The sequence below is a fragment of the Shewanella sp. UCD-KL21 genome (assembly GCF_001957135.1).
In the GTDB taxonomy this organism is placed as follows: Bacteria; Pseudomonadota; Gammaproteobacteria; order Enterobacterales; family Shewanellaceae; genus Shewanella.
The window spans coordinates 48945-64389 of sequence record NZ_MPHK01000018.1; the positions used below are offsets into that span (position 1 = coordinate 48945).

The 15445-nt window shown below is 42.6% G+C and carries 14 protein-coding genes; 11 read left to right on the forward strand and 3 right to left on the reverse strand.

Annotated elements, in window-relative coordinates; translation table 11 throughout:
• The first annotated feature begins 215 nt into the window (after positions 1 to 215).
• The 6 genes from BM739_RS15230 to BM739_RS15260 all read left to right on the forward strand — a co-directional run bounded on the left by BM739_RS15230 (position 216) and on the right by BM739_RS15260 (position 6931).
• Entirely contained in the window at positions 216 to 3044 is a 2829-nt protein-coding gene (locus tag BM739_RS15230) for a xanthine dehydrogenase family protein molybdopterin-binding subunit (RefSeq protein ID WP_076542109.1), read from the forward strand.
• Positions 3044 to 3577, forward strand: coding sequence for a (2Fe-2S)-binding protein (locus BM739_RS15235; RefSeq protein ID WP_139326898.1), 534 nt, complete (start codon positions 3044 to 3046; stop codon positions 3575 to 3577). Before BM739_RS15230 ends, BM739_RS15235 begins: the two co-directional genes overlap by 1 nt.
• The gene (locus BM739_RS15240; RefSeq protein ID WP_076542113.1) at positions 3577 to 4800 is read left to right on the forward strand and encodes a cytochrome c; all 1224 of its coding nucleotides are present in this window, start codon (positions 3577 to 3579) and stop codon (positions 4798 to 4800) included. Before BM739_RS15235 ends, BM739_RS15240 begins: the two co-directional genes overlap by 1 nt.
• The gene (locus BM739_RS15245; protein WP_076542115.1) at positions 4787 to 5782 is read left to right on the forward strand and encodes an XdhC family protein; all 996 of its coding nucleotides are present in this window, start codon (positions 4787 to 4789) and stop codon (positions 5780 to 5782) included. Before BM739_RS15240 ends, BM739_RS15245 begins: the two co-directional genes overlap by 14 nt.
• A gap of 187 nt (positions 5783 to 5969) precedes the next feature.
• Positions 5970 to 6611, forward strand: coding sequence for a paraquat-inducible protein A (locus BM739_RS15255; protein ID WP_076542119.1), 642 nt, complete (start codon positions 5970 to 5972; stop codon positions 6609 to 6611).
• A gap of 92 nt (positions 6612 to 6703) precedes the next feature.
• Positions 6704 to 6931 (forward strand): hypothetical protein, encoded by a 228-nt coding sequence (locus BM739_RS15260; RefSeq protein ID WP_076542121.1) that lies wholly within the window; start codon positions 6704 to 6706, stop codon positions 6929 to 6931.
• Positions 6932 to 6970: 39 nt separating this feature from the next.
• On the opposite strand, the gene BM739_RS15265 is transcribed toward BM739_RS15260, so the two are convergent.
• Positions 6971 to 7912, reverse strand: coding sequence for a YeiH family protein (locus BM739_RS15265; protein WP_076542123.1), 942 nt, complete (start codon positions 7910 to 7912; stop codon positions 6971 to 6973).
• Between the two features lie 283 nt (positions 7913 to 8195).
• Between BM739_RS15265 and BM739_RS15270 the strand changes: the two genes are divergently transcribed.
• Together BM739_RS15270 and BM739_RS15275 are read left to right on the forward strand one after the other, a co-directional pair.
• A complete protein-coding gene (locus tag BM739_RS15270) occupies positions 8196 to 9218 on the forward strand; it encodes a cation diffusion facilitator family transporter (protein WP_076542125.1) in 1023 nt (340 codons plus the stop codon).
• The gene (locus tag BM739_RS15275) at positions 9218 to 9634 is read left to right on the forward strand and encodes a MarR family winged helix-turn-helix transcriptional regulator (RefSeq protein ID WP_076542127.1); all 417 of its coding nucleotides are present in this window, start codon (positions 9218 to 9220) and stop codon (positions 9632 to 9634) included. The genes BM739_RS15270 and BM739_RS15275 overlap by 1 nt, the downstream gene beginning before the upstream one ends.
• Positions 9635 to 9737: 103 nt before the next feature.
• On the opposite strand, the gene BM739_RS15280 is transcribed toward BM739_RS15275, so the two are convergent.
• A complete protein-coding gene (locus BM739_RS15280; protein WP_254843560.1) occupies positions 9738 to 10250 on the reverse strand; it encodes a malate synthase in 513 nt (170 codons plus the stop codon).
• Between the two features lie 202 nt (positions 10251 to 10452).
• Between BM739_RS15280 and BM739_RS15285 the strand changes: the two genes are divergently transcribed.
• From BM739_RS15285 to BM739_RS15295, 3 genes are all read left to right on the forward strand, one after another.
• Positions 10453 to 11985, forward strand: coding sequence for a DUF3612 domain-containing protein (locus BM739_RS15285; RefSeq protein ID WP_076542131.1), 1533 nt, complete (start codon positions 10453 to 10455; stop codon positions 11983 to 11985).
• A gap of 261 nt (positions 11986 to 12246) precedes the next feature.
• Positions 12247 to 12891 carry a YqiJ family protein gene (locus BM739_RS15290; protein WP_076542133.1) on the forward strand — a complete coding sequence of 215 codons (645 nt, stop codon included), beginning with the start codon at positions 12247 to 12249 and terminating at the stop codon, positions 12889 to 12891.
• Between the two features lie 51 nt (positions 12892 to 12942).
• Positions 12943 to 14727, forward strand: coding sequence for a flotillin family protein (locus BM739_RS15295; RefSeq protein ID WP_076542135.1), 1785 nt, complete (start codon positions 12943 to 12945; stop codon positions 14725 to 14727).
• Between the two features lie 109 nt (positions 14728 to 14836).
• Here BM739_RS15295 and BM739_RS15300 read toward each other — a convergent pair whose 3' ends face one another.
• A complete protein-coding gene (locus BM739_RS15300) occupies positions 14837 to 15307 on the reverse strand; it encodes a hypothetical protein (protein ID WP_076542137.1) in 471 nt (156 codons plus the stop codon).
• Between the last annotated feature and the right edge of the window lie 138 nt (positions 15308 to 15445).

A 15445-nucleotide genomic window follows, 5' to 3' on the forward strand; every position in this document is an offset into this window, starting at 1 on the left:
TGCAGGTCTCAAAATGATGCAACTTGAGATGTGCGTTGCTTGAGTGTGGGTGTAATGTGACGCCTATCACGTTAATTGGTTACTGTCAGTTATAGCTTTGAAGCCCAGATGTAACAATGATGGCGTTGTTTGTATTAAGAAGTATAAAAACCATATTCGTAAGCTAGACTTCCTAATAACTATAACCAATCACAGCAATAATTTGGTGGTAAAGAATGTCTTTTCAACAGAACATTTCAAGACGTAAGTTTATTAAGCAATGTGTCATAGGTGGTGTAACCATTTACAGCGCACCTATGCTATTTAATAATGCCAAGGCTAGCGAGCAAAACAACATTGAAAAGCTTCGCTCTAATTGGAAAAATGAGAAAAAAGTTAGATTTCGTTTTGATGCTATTGAAAAGGTGACTGGCCAAAAAATTTATGGTCGTGATTACCGCGCTGTAGATATCCCTAGTTGGCCAAACCATCAGCATTATGCTCTAGTCATTCGTGCATCTATCGCTAATCGTGTCTTTTTAGATTTTGATATTTCATTTCTTAGCAAGGAGATGCAGCCCTACGAAATTATCACTGCAGAAAAGCTTAAACAGCATAATTTAGCCCTACCAGAATATTTTGGTGACAATATGTTGCTAGAGAAGGGAAAGACACCAGATTATTTAGGCCATGAAATTGCCATTTTACTGTTTGACTCTTTTTCTGCATTTAATAAAGCCAAGGGGCGCATTCAGTTTAATGAGAATGTGGTGCAATACGGTGAAGAGTCGCCTTTAGTGGCTAACTCAAAAGATCCTTATGCATCATGGCGTATTGTGCGCGAAGAAGGACCTTTGGGTGAGAATGATCGCTATAGCACTTTGCAAGATGGGTTATTCTTCCCGAATTATGTCGATCACAAACCAGTGTGGCCACAAGCCGAAGATAACAGTGAAGATACAGGCAAACGCGCGATGCACTTTGCTGAGAACTTGCACTCAGACATCAGCGAGCGTGATGATTGGTTAGTCATTGATAGAACTTATCAAACACAATCTATTGAACCTATGGCTTTTGAAGCCGAAGCTTATAACGGCTGGTATGACACTAAATCAGAAACCTTACATGTGGTGATTTCAAGCCAATCACCTCAAGATTTTTATCATCAAGCAGGGCAAGTGATTGCCAAAAGCCCATTATCAAGCAGCATTAGAAATTTAGTGGTGCACACACCTTATATTGGTGGTGGATTTGGTGCTAAAGATCATACTCCATTCCCTTACTACGGTATTTTAGCATCACTGTTTGCTAAAGCGCCCGTGTTATTGGCCAATGATCGCTTTGAACAATTCCAGTCAGGTATAAAGCGCCATCCATTTGAAATGGCTAACAAACTGGCATTTGATAAAAAAACTAAAAAAATACAAGGTCTCGTTTCTGATATCACAGTTGATGGCGGCGGGCGGATGAACTTTTCATCTTCAGTGACCATGGTGGGCGCCAGTGGCACACAAGGCATTTATTACATTCCTCGTAATGACATTGCTGCGGTATGTTATCCATCGCAAACCCCGCATGCTGGCTCAATGCGTGGCTACGGCACATTGCAAACAATGGCCACAATGGAAATGATGTTCAATGAAGCGGCGGCAGAGCTCAGTATTGACCCCATTGAATTGCGTAAGATTAATGCTTTAAAGCCGGGCAAGAAAAATACCCAAGGTGCGATACCGAATGGTGATATGCGCTACCTAGAAATGCTTAATCTTTCTCAAAAGCACCCAACTTGGATTAATCGCGATGCTGCGAAAAAAGATTTCGAAGCTAAAAATCCAAGTAAGTTATACGGTGTTGGATATGGCATCGTCTCAAAAGATTATGGTACTGGCGCCGCAGCGCCGTCATCGAGTGTAGAAATAACCCCTGAAGGTAAAATCATCGTTAAAACCTGTTCTGTGGAAATGGGCACAGGTATTGATACCTCACAAGGGTTATTAGTCTCTAAATTTCTAGGCTCAGGGGCTGATCAAGTCGAGATGGCTGTGGTTAAAGAATTTGATGCTATGGAGCTATTTGAGACTGATAATCCATATATCATGTCACAGCAACGTCAAGACGAAATGGCAAAAGATCCTCGTTGGACGCCGGTTGTTGGTATGGCATCCGCTGCCAGTATGTCCAGTTTTTACCAAACACACTCTACAGAGCATGCCGCAAGAATTTTATTCGAACAAACACTGTTCCCTGCAGCGGTGGCGATTTGGAAAAAAGCTTACTTTAACAGTGATTTTGCGACAGCCGATTTTGATGATATCAGCGAAGCACGTTGGAATAACGGCAAACTAACTATCAAAGGTTACCCGCCAATTGATATTCAAACCTTGGCTAAAAAAGCCCACGTCGAAGGCATGATTACCGCTGTGATGGCTCACGGATTTAATCGCTGGGCATGGGCATCTGCAGAGTTTGAATTCAATGGCACGGTTAAAACCTATCCACTTGATGGGATAGCCGTAAAATATGGTATTGGTGCGCGTAATATCAAAACCAACAGTTTTGGTTATCAGGTCATAGAAAGAAAAAGTGTCGACTACCCTAAAACACAATTAAATAATGCCATGGTGACTTACTATGCCCCATGCGCCACTTTAGCCGAAATTACGGTAGAGAAGGCATCAGGAAAAGTTGAAATTCTATCAACTCATACTTGGTTAGAGCCAGGTAAAGTGTTGGTCGAAAAACTGGTTGAAGGTCAAATTGAAGGCGGTTTAACCATGGGAGTTGGCCATGCATTGTATGAATACCTTCCGGCTGATGAAACAGGCGCTGGCAATGGCACCTGGAACCTCAACCGTTATCAAGTACCTTTGGCACAGCATAATGGAGTGTGGGATATCAACTATACTATTTTACCTCCGCTATCAGAATCAGACCCCGCTAAAGGTATTGGCGAAGTGGTGATGATCCCTGTTGTACCAGCATTGGTCGAAGCTATTTATCAAGCGACCAACAAGCGTTTTTATCATTTACCCGTCACGTCTAAAGATATTGTAGAGGCTATTTAATCATGAGCATGATCAGTGTAACTATCAACAACAAGTTGTACGGCCCTTTAGAAGTTGATCCTGAAGTGAAAATGACCGACTTTCTACATGAGTATTTAAATCTTACAGGTACAAAATTTGGTTGCGGCCAAGGGGTATGTCAAGCCTGTACCATCATTGTAGATAATGAGGATGGTAGTAGCGAAACCGTGCGTACATGTATCACCAGTGCCATGGTGTTTAACGGTAAAAAGTTAAGAACCATTGAAGGTCACGCTAAGACAAGCCCAAAAGGCGAAATCATCGCATTACACCCGGTTCAAGAAGCGTTTATTGAAAACTTCTCGTTTCAATGTGGTTGGTGCACCTCAGGTTTTACCAATAAAACGGTTGCTTTGGTTGAAAAGCTAAAACGCAATCCCATTGCCAAAGATGATGTACAACAAGTCATTGAAGCTGAATTAAAAGATCACGTCTGTCGCTGTACCGGTTATGTGAAATATTACCAAGCCGTAAAAGAGCTGATTTTATCGACCGAAGGAGCAACAGTGTAATGCAAAAACTTGTCCCTTTAGCCATGATGTTTGCTGTTAGCCCATTGGCAATGGCAGACGCTGAAAATGATTTAGTACAACAGGGTAAATACTTATCCGAGCTGGCAGATTGTGTCGCTTGTCACACTACCGATGGTGGTGAGCCATATGCTGGTGGTCTGTCATTTAAAACGCCTTTTGGTACTATTTACTCGACCAATATTACTTCTGATAAGAAAGAAGGGATGGGTCATTATAGTTTTGAAGAATTTGAAAAAGCATTGCGTCACGGCGTAGCCCCTAAAGGCAATCTTTATCCGGCGATGCCGTATACGTCTTTTGACAAGATCACCCAAGATGATATGCGTGCACTATATGCCTATTTCATGAGTACTACGCCTTCTTCACAACCCAATCCTGATAACGATGTCATGTTTCCTGCCAATATTCGCATGGGATTAAAAGCATGGAATCTGCTCAATCATAGTCCGCAAGAGTATGTCGCGGATAGCAGTAAAAGTGAAGATTGGAACCGAGGTAACTACATTCTCAATAGCTTTGGTCATTGCGCCGAATGTCATACTCCTCGTGATATCACATTTGCCATGGATCAAGAGCAACATTATCAAGGCGCAATGATTGGTAATACTTGGGCGCCAGATATCACACCAGAGACACTGGTGGATCAAGGTTGGAGCTCTGAAGATATCAAAGATTTAATCGGTACTGGTTATTCTCGCAAAGGGACCGTTGTCGGTGAAATGTATACCGCGATCTACCACAGTTTAAGTAAATTTGATGAAAAAGACTTAAATGCAGCAACCGTTTATTTACTGGATAGTGATGAAAATGTTGAAGGTAAGCCACTAACATTTAATGCCGAAGCTAACGAAGGTGAAGGATATAATCTTTACATGGGTTACTGCGCAAGTTGTCATGGTGTAGAAGGTGAAGGTAAAACTAACTTCGCCCCAGGGTTAGCGGGTAATGGCACTTTAGCACATGACAATAGCGTTAATTTAATGGTCGCTACCCTTTATGGTATTAAGCCGCAGCATTACTCAACCTTAGTCTCATTTGATGCCATGCCTGGCTACGACAAAGACTTATCTGATAGCGAGCTAACTGAGTTAGTGAACTACCTTAAGGCCGCTTTCACTCCATCTTCAATACGATTTACAGAAGCTGAAATGAGCGAACTGCGTAAAGAAGTAGAGGAGAACCAAGAAAATGCAGCTCACTGATCTCAATGTCTTGAGTGGTGTTCGTGATTGGATGGCCCGAGATGAATCCTTTTGGTTATGCACCATTATCGGGACTTATGGCTCTGCGCCACGTCCTTGCGGCTCATTATTTGCCTGGAATGGCAAGCAACGTCTGGGCTCAATCTCGGGGGGCTGCTTAGAAGATGCGTTTATCAAGCAACTTGATAACGCAACAACAGCGCAGCACTATCCGTATGAGTTCTGCTATAGCAAAGAGTTGGTGCAAGATGGGATTCAAGTCGAACTGCCTTGTGGTGGTGTGATTCGTCTTTTAGTCGAAAAAATCAACCCAGAGCATGCCGATCATATTGAGCAGGTTTACCAACGTGCGGCGAGTCACCAAGCTTTTGCTCGTCAAGTTGACTTGGTAACGGCTAAAGCACAGGTGATTGAACATCAATTGCCGAGTACTGCAGTGGTGATGACGGAAAATCGTGTGACCATTGCTTATGATCAAGTATGGACCATATTGATTTTAGGTATCAGCCAAGTGAGCGAATGGGTTGCTAAGCTTGGCCTGATGGCGGGCTGTGATGTTAAAGTCTGCGATATGCGTAAATCATTAGCTGATAGCTGGACTTTTGATGCCGCTGCGGGTGGTGTCGATATTAGCTGGTGTTCGCCTGATATTTTTGTCGACCAACATGCTGACAAAAATAGTGCCGTACTGGCATTGGCACATGATCCAAGAATTGATGACATAGGGCTAATGGCCGCCGTTGAATCTGATGCTTATTACATTGGTGCCATGGGATCAATGAAAACGACCAGTAAGCGTTTTGAGCGATTAGCGCGGATAGGTGAATTGACCGACGCGCAACTGGCTAGCATTCATGCGCCTATTGGACTGAAAATTGGCAGTAAAACGCCCTTTGAAATAGCGGTATCTGTTATTGCTGGACTAATTGATAAACGCCATCAATTAGCCACAACCGTTAACATAAAGACGGTTGCAGCATAATCAACATGCTTATATCTGGGTGATTTATTCAGAAGGCTTACCTGTGGTGAGCCTCTTTAATCGTTGCGCTGAGTCGCCTTTACCTTCTCGCTATAACTTAACTAACATTAGCCATAAAAACTGTTGGTTAATTGCGTCGATTCAGGTAAAAGTGGTGCTATCACTTTAGCAGCAAGTATATTCTTCCATGAGACCTATCTTATCCATTTTATTGATAACCTTATCATTGGCGTTATTAATCCCCGGGGTGACTCAACCCATTTTAACTATTCAAGGCTCCATCGAAAAATCGGAGTTAGTTGAAGCCGGCGTGACCATGTTTACCGAAAGCTTATCAGCAGATAACCGCAGTAATGCCCGCAGTATGCTGGATATGGCGGTGAGTATGCTCGGCTTTGATAATATTGAAGGCGAGGTAGAGGTTTTTTATAAAACCCGCAGTATTGTTGATACCGTCAATGAGTTATATCAATCCAATAATATCTTAGTTGCCGCATTGGTGGGTTTATTCAGTATCGTTTTTCCGGCGATGAAGTTAATCACTATGTTGCTGGTCAATCTGCCAATATTTAAGCCGTTGCAACATGGATTAATGACATTTATTGGTGCTATTGGAAAGTGGTCAATGGCAGATGTGTTTGTGGTGGCGTTAATCATTGTTTATATGGCGGGCAATGCGTCTGCCGGTATGGGCGAGCTACTGACCACCACAGCCCACTTTGAAATAGGCTTTTATTATTTTAGCGCTTATTGCGTGTTTTCAATTGCCAGTCATTGGTTAATGGCCAGTAGCGTTAACAAGCGTCACACCAGTAAACCGTCGCTGTAATTGTATAACATAGTAAAAATTGATATTGGCGGCTTACACTGACTGTTCCGATAATAACCTTTCATATTCACAAAGGTGGTTATCTCATCATTATGTTTCGGCTGCTAAATTCAAAATTCATTAAAGCCAGCGCGATAGTTTGTCTGTGCGTTATTGCCATTGTTGCCTCAGTGCAAACAACGGGTTTAACCCGCGCTGTGATTGAGCTACTCGCATTCAGTGGCTTGATTGCACTGGCGTTAGCTAAACCTGATATTCAGCAAGAACAGCCAGAGGTTATTAAGCAGCAGAACCCGCAGAATAACCCACAAGATCTATAACTGCATCTAGCGCAGTCATTGCCGCAACAGCTGCTCAAGTTAATTTCCCGTCAATAAAATATACCCAAGTGATGCACTGCCAATGGCCAGCCACAAGATGATCCCCAACATTAACGGCTTGGGCCCATTAGCGCGCATTTTACTGACCGTGATACCAGCGCCAATTAAAAACAAACACACAATAAGCAACTGCTTGGACGTGCTAAACAGCACGTCATAAACCGGCTGACCTTGTGGGATAAAGTAAGCTACCAATATGGCGATACAATAAAAGCCAATAAAATACGGGATCGATATTTTTGATTTGTCGCCGCCAAAAACTATTGCGCTGAGTAAGGCAATAGGGATGATCCAAAGCGCTCTAGCCAGTTTAATGGTGGTGGCGGTTTTTAATGCCTCATCGCCATAAGCAGAGGCAGCGCCAACCACAGATGAAGTATCGTGAATGGCAATGGCGCTCCACACGCCAAAATCATATTGGCTAAGTGATAACGCGTGGCCAATAGTGGGAAATAAAAATAATGCCGCTGAATTAAGTAAAAACACACAGGCCAGCGATACCGCAATTTGCTCATTTTTGGCATTAATAGCAGGCGCGACAGCCGCTATCGCGCTACCGCCACAAATCGCGGTGCCGCAACTGATTAAATGACCCGTCTTAACTTCTAATTTCATTAACCGGGTTAAGCCAAAGCCAAGCATCAGTGTGAAAAAGATAGAGCCAACGATTAAGCCAAGATTATGACTACTGGCAGCAATCGCTTCAGGTAAATTAATCCCAAAACCTAAACCAACAATTGAATAGGCTAATAACTTTTTAGTGAGCTTATTTAAGTCAATATGGCTTGGCACCATGCCAACACTGGCAAGGGTGAAACCCATGAGCAAGGCAACAGGGGAAGAGATAACAGGCGTTAAGCAAACTAAGCCAACAGCAATAAATAGCCACAGTTTAAAGCGCGAAGAAAAAGCAGTTGTCATTAGGCTTTGATGATCTCTGGAATTAAATGTTGCAGCGGTTTATGGCGAATTCTTGTAAAAGCCGTCACCAGATTTGCCCGAAGCGTCGATGCTTGAGTGTAACAATTAGATTGCCATGGCACGATTAAATTGAACTGAAAGTTTTTAATTAAGCTGCATTTCAACGGCTAGCTGTTGTTAAGCGCCGCTAACATCGCAGTTTTTGTCTTTGAGCATATTGACATTGTTTGATAGTCAAAATACTATTTGGGAATATAGTTTGATAGTCAAACAAAGGTGTCTTTTGAAATTTTTAAATCAACATCATCATCAATTTAGTTCGTTGCACAATAAAGGTGAGAAACGCACCCTGTACGTGTTGATTTTAACCGTAACTGCCATGGTGGTTGAGATTGTCGCCGGTACCATTTACGGCTCAATGGCTTTACTGGCTGATGGTTGGCACATGGGCACGCATGCTGCGGCATTTTGTATCACCTTATTTACTTATCGCTATGCCAGAAAGCATGCTGGCAGTGATAAATTTTCTTTTGGGACTGGCAAGGTCAGTGTATTAGGCGGTTACACCAGCGCGATAGTGCTTGGAGTGGTGGCGTTATTGATGCTGGCTGAATCGATTCACCGGCTGTTTAATCCGCAAAACATTCAATTTAATGAAGCAATTATGGTGGCCTTTATTGGTTTGGCGGTAAATGTGGTTAGCATGTTCTTGCTGGGCGATCATCATCATGGCCATGATCACTCTCATGGGCATGCCCATTCCGATAGCCATTCACATAAGCACTCACATAACCATTCACATAAGCACTCACATGGGAATTCGCATAACCATTCTCACCATGAAACCGCGCAAGCAGAACATCAGCATGATCGCCAAGATAAGCAGCATCATGATCACAACTTAAGGGCGGCTTATTTACATGTGTTAGCCGATGCTCTGACTTCAGTATTGGCTATTGTGGCGCTAATTTTTGGTAAGTTTTATGGCTGGAACTGGCTTGATGCGGTAATGGGCATGGTGGGCGCTGCGGTGATTTGTAAGTGGACCTTAGGCTTATTAAAGCAAACTAGCCCTGTATTGCTAGATGAAAATATAGATCAGCATTATCGTCAGGCAATAACAGAAGCATTACAGCCCTTTGCCAGCATCAAAGATATGCATATATGGAAGATCAGTGGCGATCATTACTCAGCGGCCATCATTCTTGAGTCTCACGTTGATAAAAGCATTGCTGAATACAAACAATTATTAGCGAACTTTGATAAAATTAATCATCTCACCCTTGAGGTTCATCCTGTTAAATAATGAAAAATCTACAAAACCTAAATCACTTACTGACTGAATTTTACGACAAGATGGCTTCTTGGGAGCAATCGGTGGTAAAAGAAACCGGCTATTCATTGGCGCAAACCCATACCATTGAAGTATTGGGCAATCATGGTCCTTTACGGATGAAGGCGTTGGCGCAAAAGCTGGCGATCACCACTGGCACCTTAACTGTTCAGGTGGATAAATTAGTCCAAGCTCAGCTAATTGAACGCTGTGCACATCCCGATGATAGACGCTCAATCGTGGTAGTGTTAACAGAAGCTGGGCAAGTGATCCATCGCCAGCATAATCAATTACATTTAGATTTAGTGGCTGATTTGAGCCGCAATATCGACCCTGAGCATCTACAGGTTTTACAAAGCTGCTTAGCAAAAATGAACCAAGAGTTTTAAGATAAAGCCCATGCAAAAACAATAAAGTCCAAGCTATATGATCTTAGCTTGGACTTTTTTATTTACTATGTTTAGCAACTTAAACCGCTAGCAAGCTCATCAATTAACGCTGATGCATAGCGTAATCACTGCCATCTTTGGCGGTAAACACTTTGCAGTTACCTTCAGTTGGTAAACAACGTGAATGCAGCATGCTTACCCATTGCTTGTAAGGTGTCGGTAAATTCTTAATCGGCAGTGCCACTTGAATATCTTCAATATGCGCTGGGTCATTAGCACCAAGTTCACCGTTGCGATCAAAGCATACTTCAACATGGGTATCGTTATTTTTCAATACGATAGAGCTTGGGTCACTTTTATGACCAGTTAACGCCACAAATTGACATGGATTTTGTAATCCACATTGGCTGCCATCTTTCATGAATGCTAGCAGATGAGTGTAGTAAATGACGTAACTACTGACTTCGGCATGAGAACCGTTAGCCAATGGAAAGTTATTGTCTAAAAATACTTTCGCGTTAGTGATTTTATCTGCATTAGTGCTGGTCGCCACAATTTGTTCTTCAATGAAGCTGTTAAGGTCGTGAGCGGCTGTGTTGTGGTTCATAGTAGTCATAATCATAACCTTATCCTCTTCGTTTGATGTCGGCACTTGCTGGTTGTTGTCAGCAATTCATGCCCTGCGTACTGGTTTAACATTTACTGGCTTAAACGGGTTTTGTTAAAACAAACACTGTTTCCCGATTGCTTGATTTGTAGTCTAGTGTATTTTTCACTACAATTTCACAATAAAAATTTTACACTGTGAATTTTACAAAATGCGCAATGATCAAAGCTTGATGAGAAAGTCACATTTCCTTGGCACTAAGATTCGTAATTTACGTAAACGCAATCACCTGACCATGGAAGATTTATCCGCTCGATGCATTCGAGTGGATTCCAGTTCGGCGCCGTCAGTGTCGTACCTTTCGATGATAGAGCGTGGAAAACGTGTCCCCAGTGCCGGCATGCTGGCCGTGATCGCAACCGTGTTTCAAAAAGACGTGGACTGGTTTTTAGATGACATGCCAGAAGAGCAGTCCATTACCCCTGAAAAAGGCCGTCATGGCGGGGTTAGTGGTATGCCGCTTGAGCCTAGTTTCTTGTTTTCAAATGATATATTGCAAATTGCCATTCCAGAAATGTTATCGCAAACAGGTACATCAGGCAGGCAATTTGCCCAGTTACTTATTCGCGCCCATCAAGAACATCATCAAAATCACTTCCCCGATTTAGAACGCGCCGCCGAAGATATTGGCAAAAAACAGCTGCCCTTAGCTGCTGATGACATGCTTAATATCGCTAAAAGTATGGGGCTTAAAATTAAATGGATTGATGAAATTCCCACAGAAGTGATCGATGAAACTGGCGCCAGTTCAGCCCGATTAACCACCTCATTTTTCGAGCCGCCAGCGACGATTTATATTAATAAAGCCCTTAAAGCCAATGTGCCGCGATTAAAATATGACTTGGCGGTGCATATTGGTCATTGCGTTTTACACAATAAAGATGGCCTAAAAAGCGTGATGACATCCGGTCGGCGGGTAGAAATTGATGATGACAGCTCAATGCAATCAAATACCCTTAATGCGCAAGATATTTTGCATGCATGGCGTGATTTTGAATCAAGCTTTTTTGCTGGTGCGCTCTTGTGTCCCAAGGTGCCTTTTAGGCAGTTACTTGATCGCCACGGCTATGAAATTGCGGTGCATAAACAGCTGCAAGTCTCTGCATCGGTGGCGATGCGCCGCATGACTGTCGTTTCACCTTATCCCCACTGGCATTACTTTGATGCCTATGCGCCAGGCAAGCTAAAAGCGGTATATCGCGGTAATGGTATTCCACTGCCATGGGGCAACATGCGTATTGTTGAAGACCCATGTCATCACTGGGCAGTGTTTAGAAAAATCAATGAACCTAGCACCGATGGCACCTCAGCGCAGATCTCGATTTTAAATGTCGGTAATGAGCCACGAATTTACTGTTGTGAATCAATCAAAGTTGATGATTCAGCAGGTAATCCTCACGTGTTATGTGCTGGCATTGACTTAAACCCTGCCATTGAAGCCCAAGGTAAAGATGCAAAATCCATTACCGCTGATTTAAAGAAAGCCTGTGTCGATAATGGCGGTTTGGTGGCCATTCCAAAACACATCAAAGCCGATTTAACCAGTGTGGCAAAAATCCTTAATATCAATTGGATTGAGCGCGGCATAGACAATGATGCTCGGGTGATTTGCTCACGCGGCGCCGTGTGTCCACGCCAGCCAAGCTGTTATGCAGCAGGTAAAGCCTTGTGTGAAGAAAGCTAGAACGGTTGTTAATGGGCGTCAAATTATCTGCAAAGGGTAATTTGGCCGCTTTAGCTTTCACTTGCAGATTCACTTGAGTGACAAATCAATTAGGTGACTGTTTACAAATGCTTTTGTTTTGATACTTTTGTTCTGATATTGTTGTTAGCCTAGAATTTTGGAGCGTTAATAGCGTTTTAATGCAAAACGACTTTAAACCCTCATTTAACACCATCTGTTCGCTATTTAGATGCTTGGTGTTTGCTGTAAAGGAATACAGTTATGCTCGAATTTTTATTAATCAATGCCAATACCCCCTATGCGATTGCGCTTTCTTTTGTACTGATCTTGGCCTTTTTAGAAGGGGTGGGTTTAGTCATTGGTTTCAGTATTTCCAGCCTGTTAGATCACATATCCCCAATCGATTTAGATTTTGATGCAGACTTAGAAGTTGCTCAAACTGGCTTAACGCCGTTATTGGGTTGGCTTTGCCTTAATAAGTTGCCATTACTTATTTGGTTAGTGCTGTTGCTAACTTGTTTTTCCCTATTAGGTTACAGCTTAAATTACTTAAGCTACATCTATGCTGGTGGGCTTATAGCGCCCATCATTAGTGCTCCAATTGTGCTAGTCGCGAGTTTGTTTAGCACTTCATTGTTGGGGCGGCCATTAGCCAGGTTACTGCCTAAAAATGAAACCTTAGCAGTATCCACTGGCAGCTTCAGCGGCCTAGCGGCAAAAATTACTGTCGGTACCGCTAAGTTAAATAGCCCTGCAGAAGCGGTGGTGGTTGACCAATATTCTCAAAAACATTATGTGATGGTGGCACCAGAATTTGCCGAGGAAAGTTTTACTCAGGATCAGCAAGTGGTGTTGCTACGTAAGTCAGGTCACTTTTGGTTAGCAGCCAAATTTGATCCAATTTAAAAAAGTAACTCACGGAAAGAAAATAAACAGCAGTCATTAAAAGGAATAAAAATGGACGCACTAGAAATATCTTCAAGCACCAATACCACGTTTATCTTAATCATGGCGGGGGTAGCAGTACTTGCTTTTATCACCATCGGATTAATCTTCGCTAAATTATACATTCGCGCCTCCAAAGAGATTGCCTTCGTTCGTACCGGATTCGGTGGCGAGAAAGTGGTAAAAGATGGCGGCACCATTTGCCTGCCAGTGTTGCATGAAACCATTCCCGTCAATATGAATACCTTACGTATTGAAGTCGAGAAAACCCAGAAAGATGCGCTGATCACCAAAGACAGAATGCGCGTGGACGTAAAAGCAGACTTCTATTTACGTGTCGCACCAAGTCAAGAAGGTATTTCGATGGCCGCGCAAACCTTGGGCACCAGAACCATGCGTGTTGAAGAGCTTAAAAAGCTGATGGAATCTAAATTTGTTGATGTATTACGCGCTGTTGCTGCTGAGATGAGCATGACAGAAATGCATGAGCAACGAACTGATTTTGTTCAAAAAGTACAACAGAGTGTTGCCAATGATTTAGAGAAAAATGGTCTAGAACTTGAGTCAGTCTCACTGACAGGTTTTGACCAAACTGACCTGCAATTCTTTAATGAAAATAATGCTTTTGATGCTGAAGGTCGTGCCAGATTAGCTAAAATTATTGAAGAAAAACGTAAAGAAACCAATGATATTGAACAGGACAATCGCGTTAAAATTCAGCGTAGAAACTTAGAAGCAGAACGTCAGTCTCTTGATATTAAAAAAGAAGAAGAGGAAGCACGCCTAAGCCAAGAGCAAATTATTGCGTTTAAACGTGCCGATCAAAAAGCTGAAATTGCCAAAACGCGTGAGAGTAATGAGCGTGAAGAACGTGAAGCTGAAATCGCGAAAGAGCAAGCCATTGAAGCCGCTGAAATTGAGAAATCAAAAGACATTGAAACCCGTCAGATCGATAAGAAAAGAACACTGGCTCAGGCGCAAATTCAACAGCAACGCGACATTGAAGTGTCTGAACAAGAAAAGCAAATTGCGGTAGCGGTGAAATCAGAAGAAGAGTCGGCAGCAAGAGCTAAAGCTGCAGGCGCTGAAAAAGATAAGGTTGAAAAAGAAGAGGCGGTTATTACAGCAAGACAGGTTGCTGAAGCCAATCGTCGTAAAGAAATTGAAGTGATTGATGCTAAGAAAGAAGCTGAGCGAGAAGCGGTCGGCGTGACGGTAAAAGCGGCTGCTGAGAAGCAAGCGGCTGAAGATAGAGCGACTGCGGTATTGACTGAAGCAAGAGCTGACTCAGATTCGAAGAAGCTACAAGCAGAAGCAGATGAGAAAGTTTTTGCCGTAGAAGCTGCAGGTAAACAAGCGTTATATGAAGCTGAAAACACCTTGAAAGATGAGCAAATTGAGCTGCAAAAAGCCCTCGCGATATTAAAAGTCTTACCTGAAATCGTCGCCAATGCGGTTAAACCGTTAGAAAATATTGATGGGATTAAGATCCTTCAAGGCTACCATGGTGCCAGCGCTGGAGCGGGTAACGATACAAGCCTTGCAACGGGTACGTCAGGCATGGCGGAGCAAATCACCTCTGCTGCACTTAATTATCGAGCCAATGCGCCACTGGTGGATTCAATGCTGCAAGAGCTTGGCTTGGTTGATTCAAAATCAGGCACCTTAAACGATTTAGTAAGTGGTGATAACTTCTTAACTGATGCGACCAGAAGTACGATTAAGCAAAGTAATATGTCACCAGTAACAGCAAATGGTAGTACAAGTTCTGAGGCGTTAGCGCCGAAGGCTAATTAACTGTACTAGCTCAGACTTGGGCTAGCATCTAAACCTAAAAAAGAGGATTAATAATCCTCTTTTTTGTTTTCTCATGAGTAAATTAAACACTGAAATTACAGCAAATTATTTAGCTTCCAGCTTTACCAGCTTCTAAAATGGGCATTCCCGCTTCGGTAGGAATATAAATCCGCTCGCCACTGCCTTCTTGTAACCCTTTGATCCAGATGTAACGTAAATAGGCTTCATTGTCTTTTAAAGATTCACCAATGATCCTATTGGCTTCAGCAGCTGCCTTGGCAAGTTCGATATCTGCAGCACCTTCTGATTTTGCTCTTACAATTAGCGCCTGACCTTCGGCTTCGGCAAGTGTCACTCTGGCTTTGGCCTGCATTAAGGCGGCTTGTTCTCTAGCCTTGGCTTCTTCAATCAGGATTTGTTTTGACCATTGGGCTTCTTTTAGCGCTGCTTGTCCATTGAGCTCCATTTTGTAGACGTTGTATTTTGGCCAAGCCCACAAGGCTAAGATTAATATGATGACACCTGTGAAGGTCATAAATACTAGAGTTCCTAATGCGATAGCTTGTTTATTCTGGTACATGTTCTATGTGTCCTTACATTTATTATTGTTTTAAATAGCAATCAACGGCAAATGATTTATATCTCACTTAAATAGCTCCTTATATTATTCCATTAGAATTCAGTATTTTGTTGGTAGTTAGCTTAGCGTAATCGATAA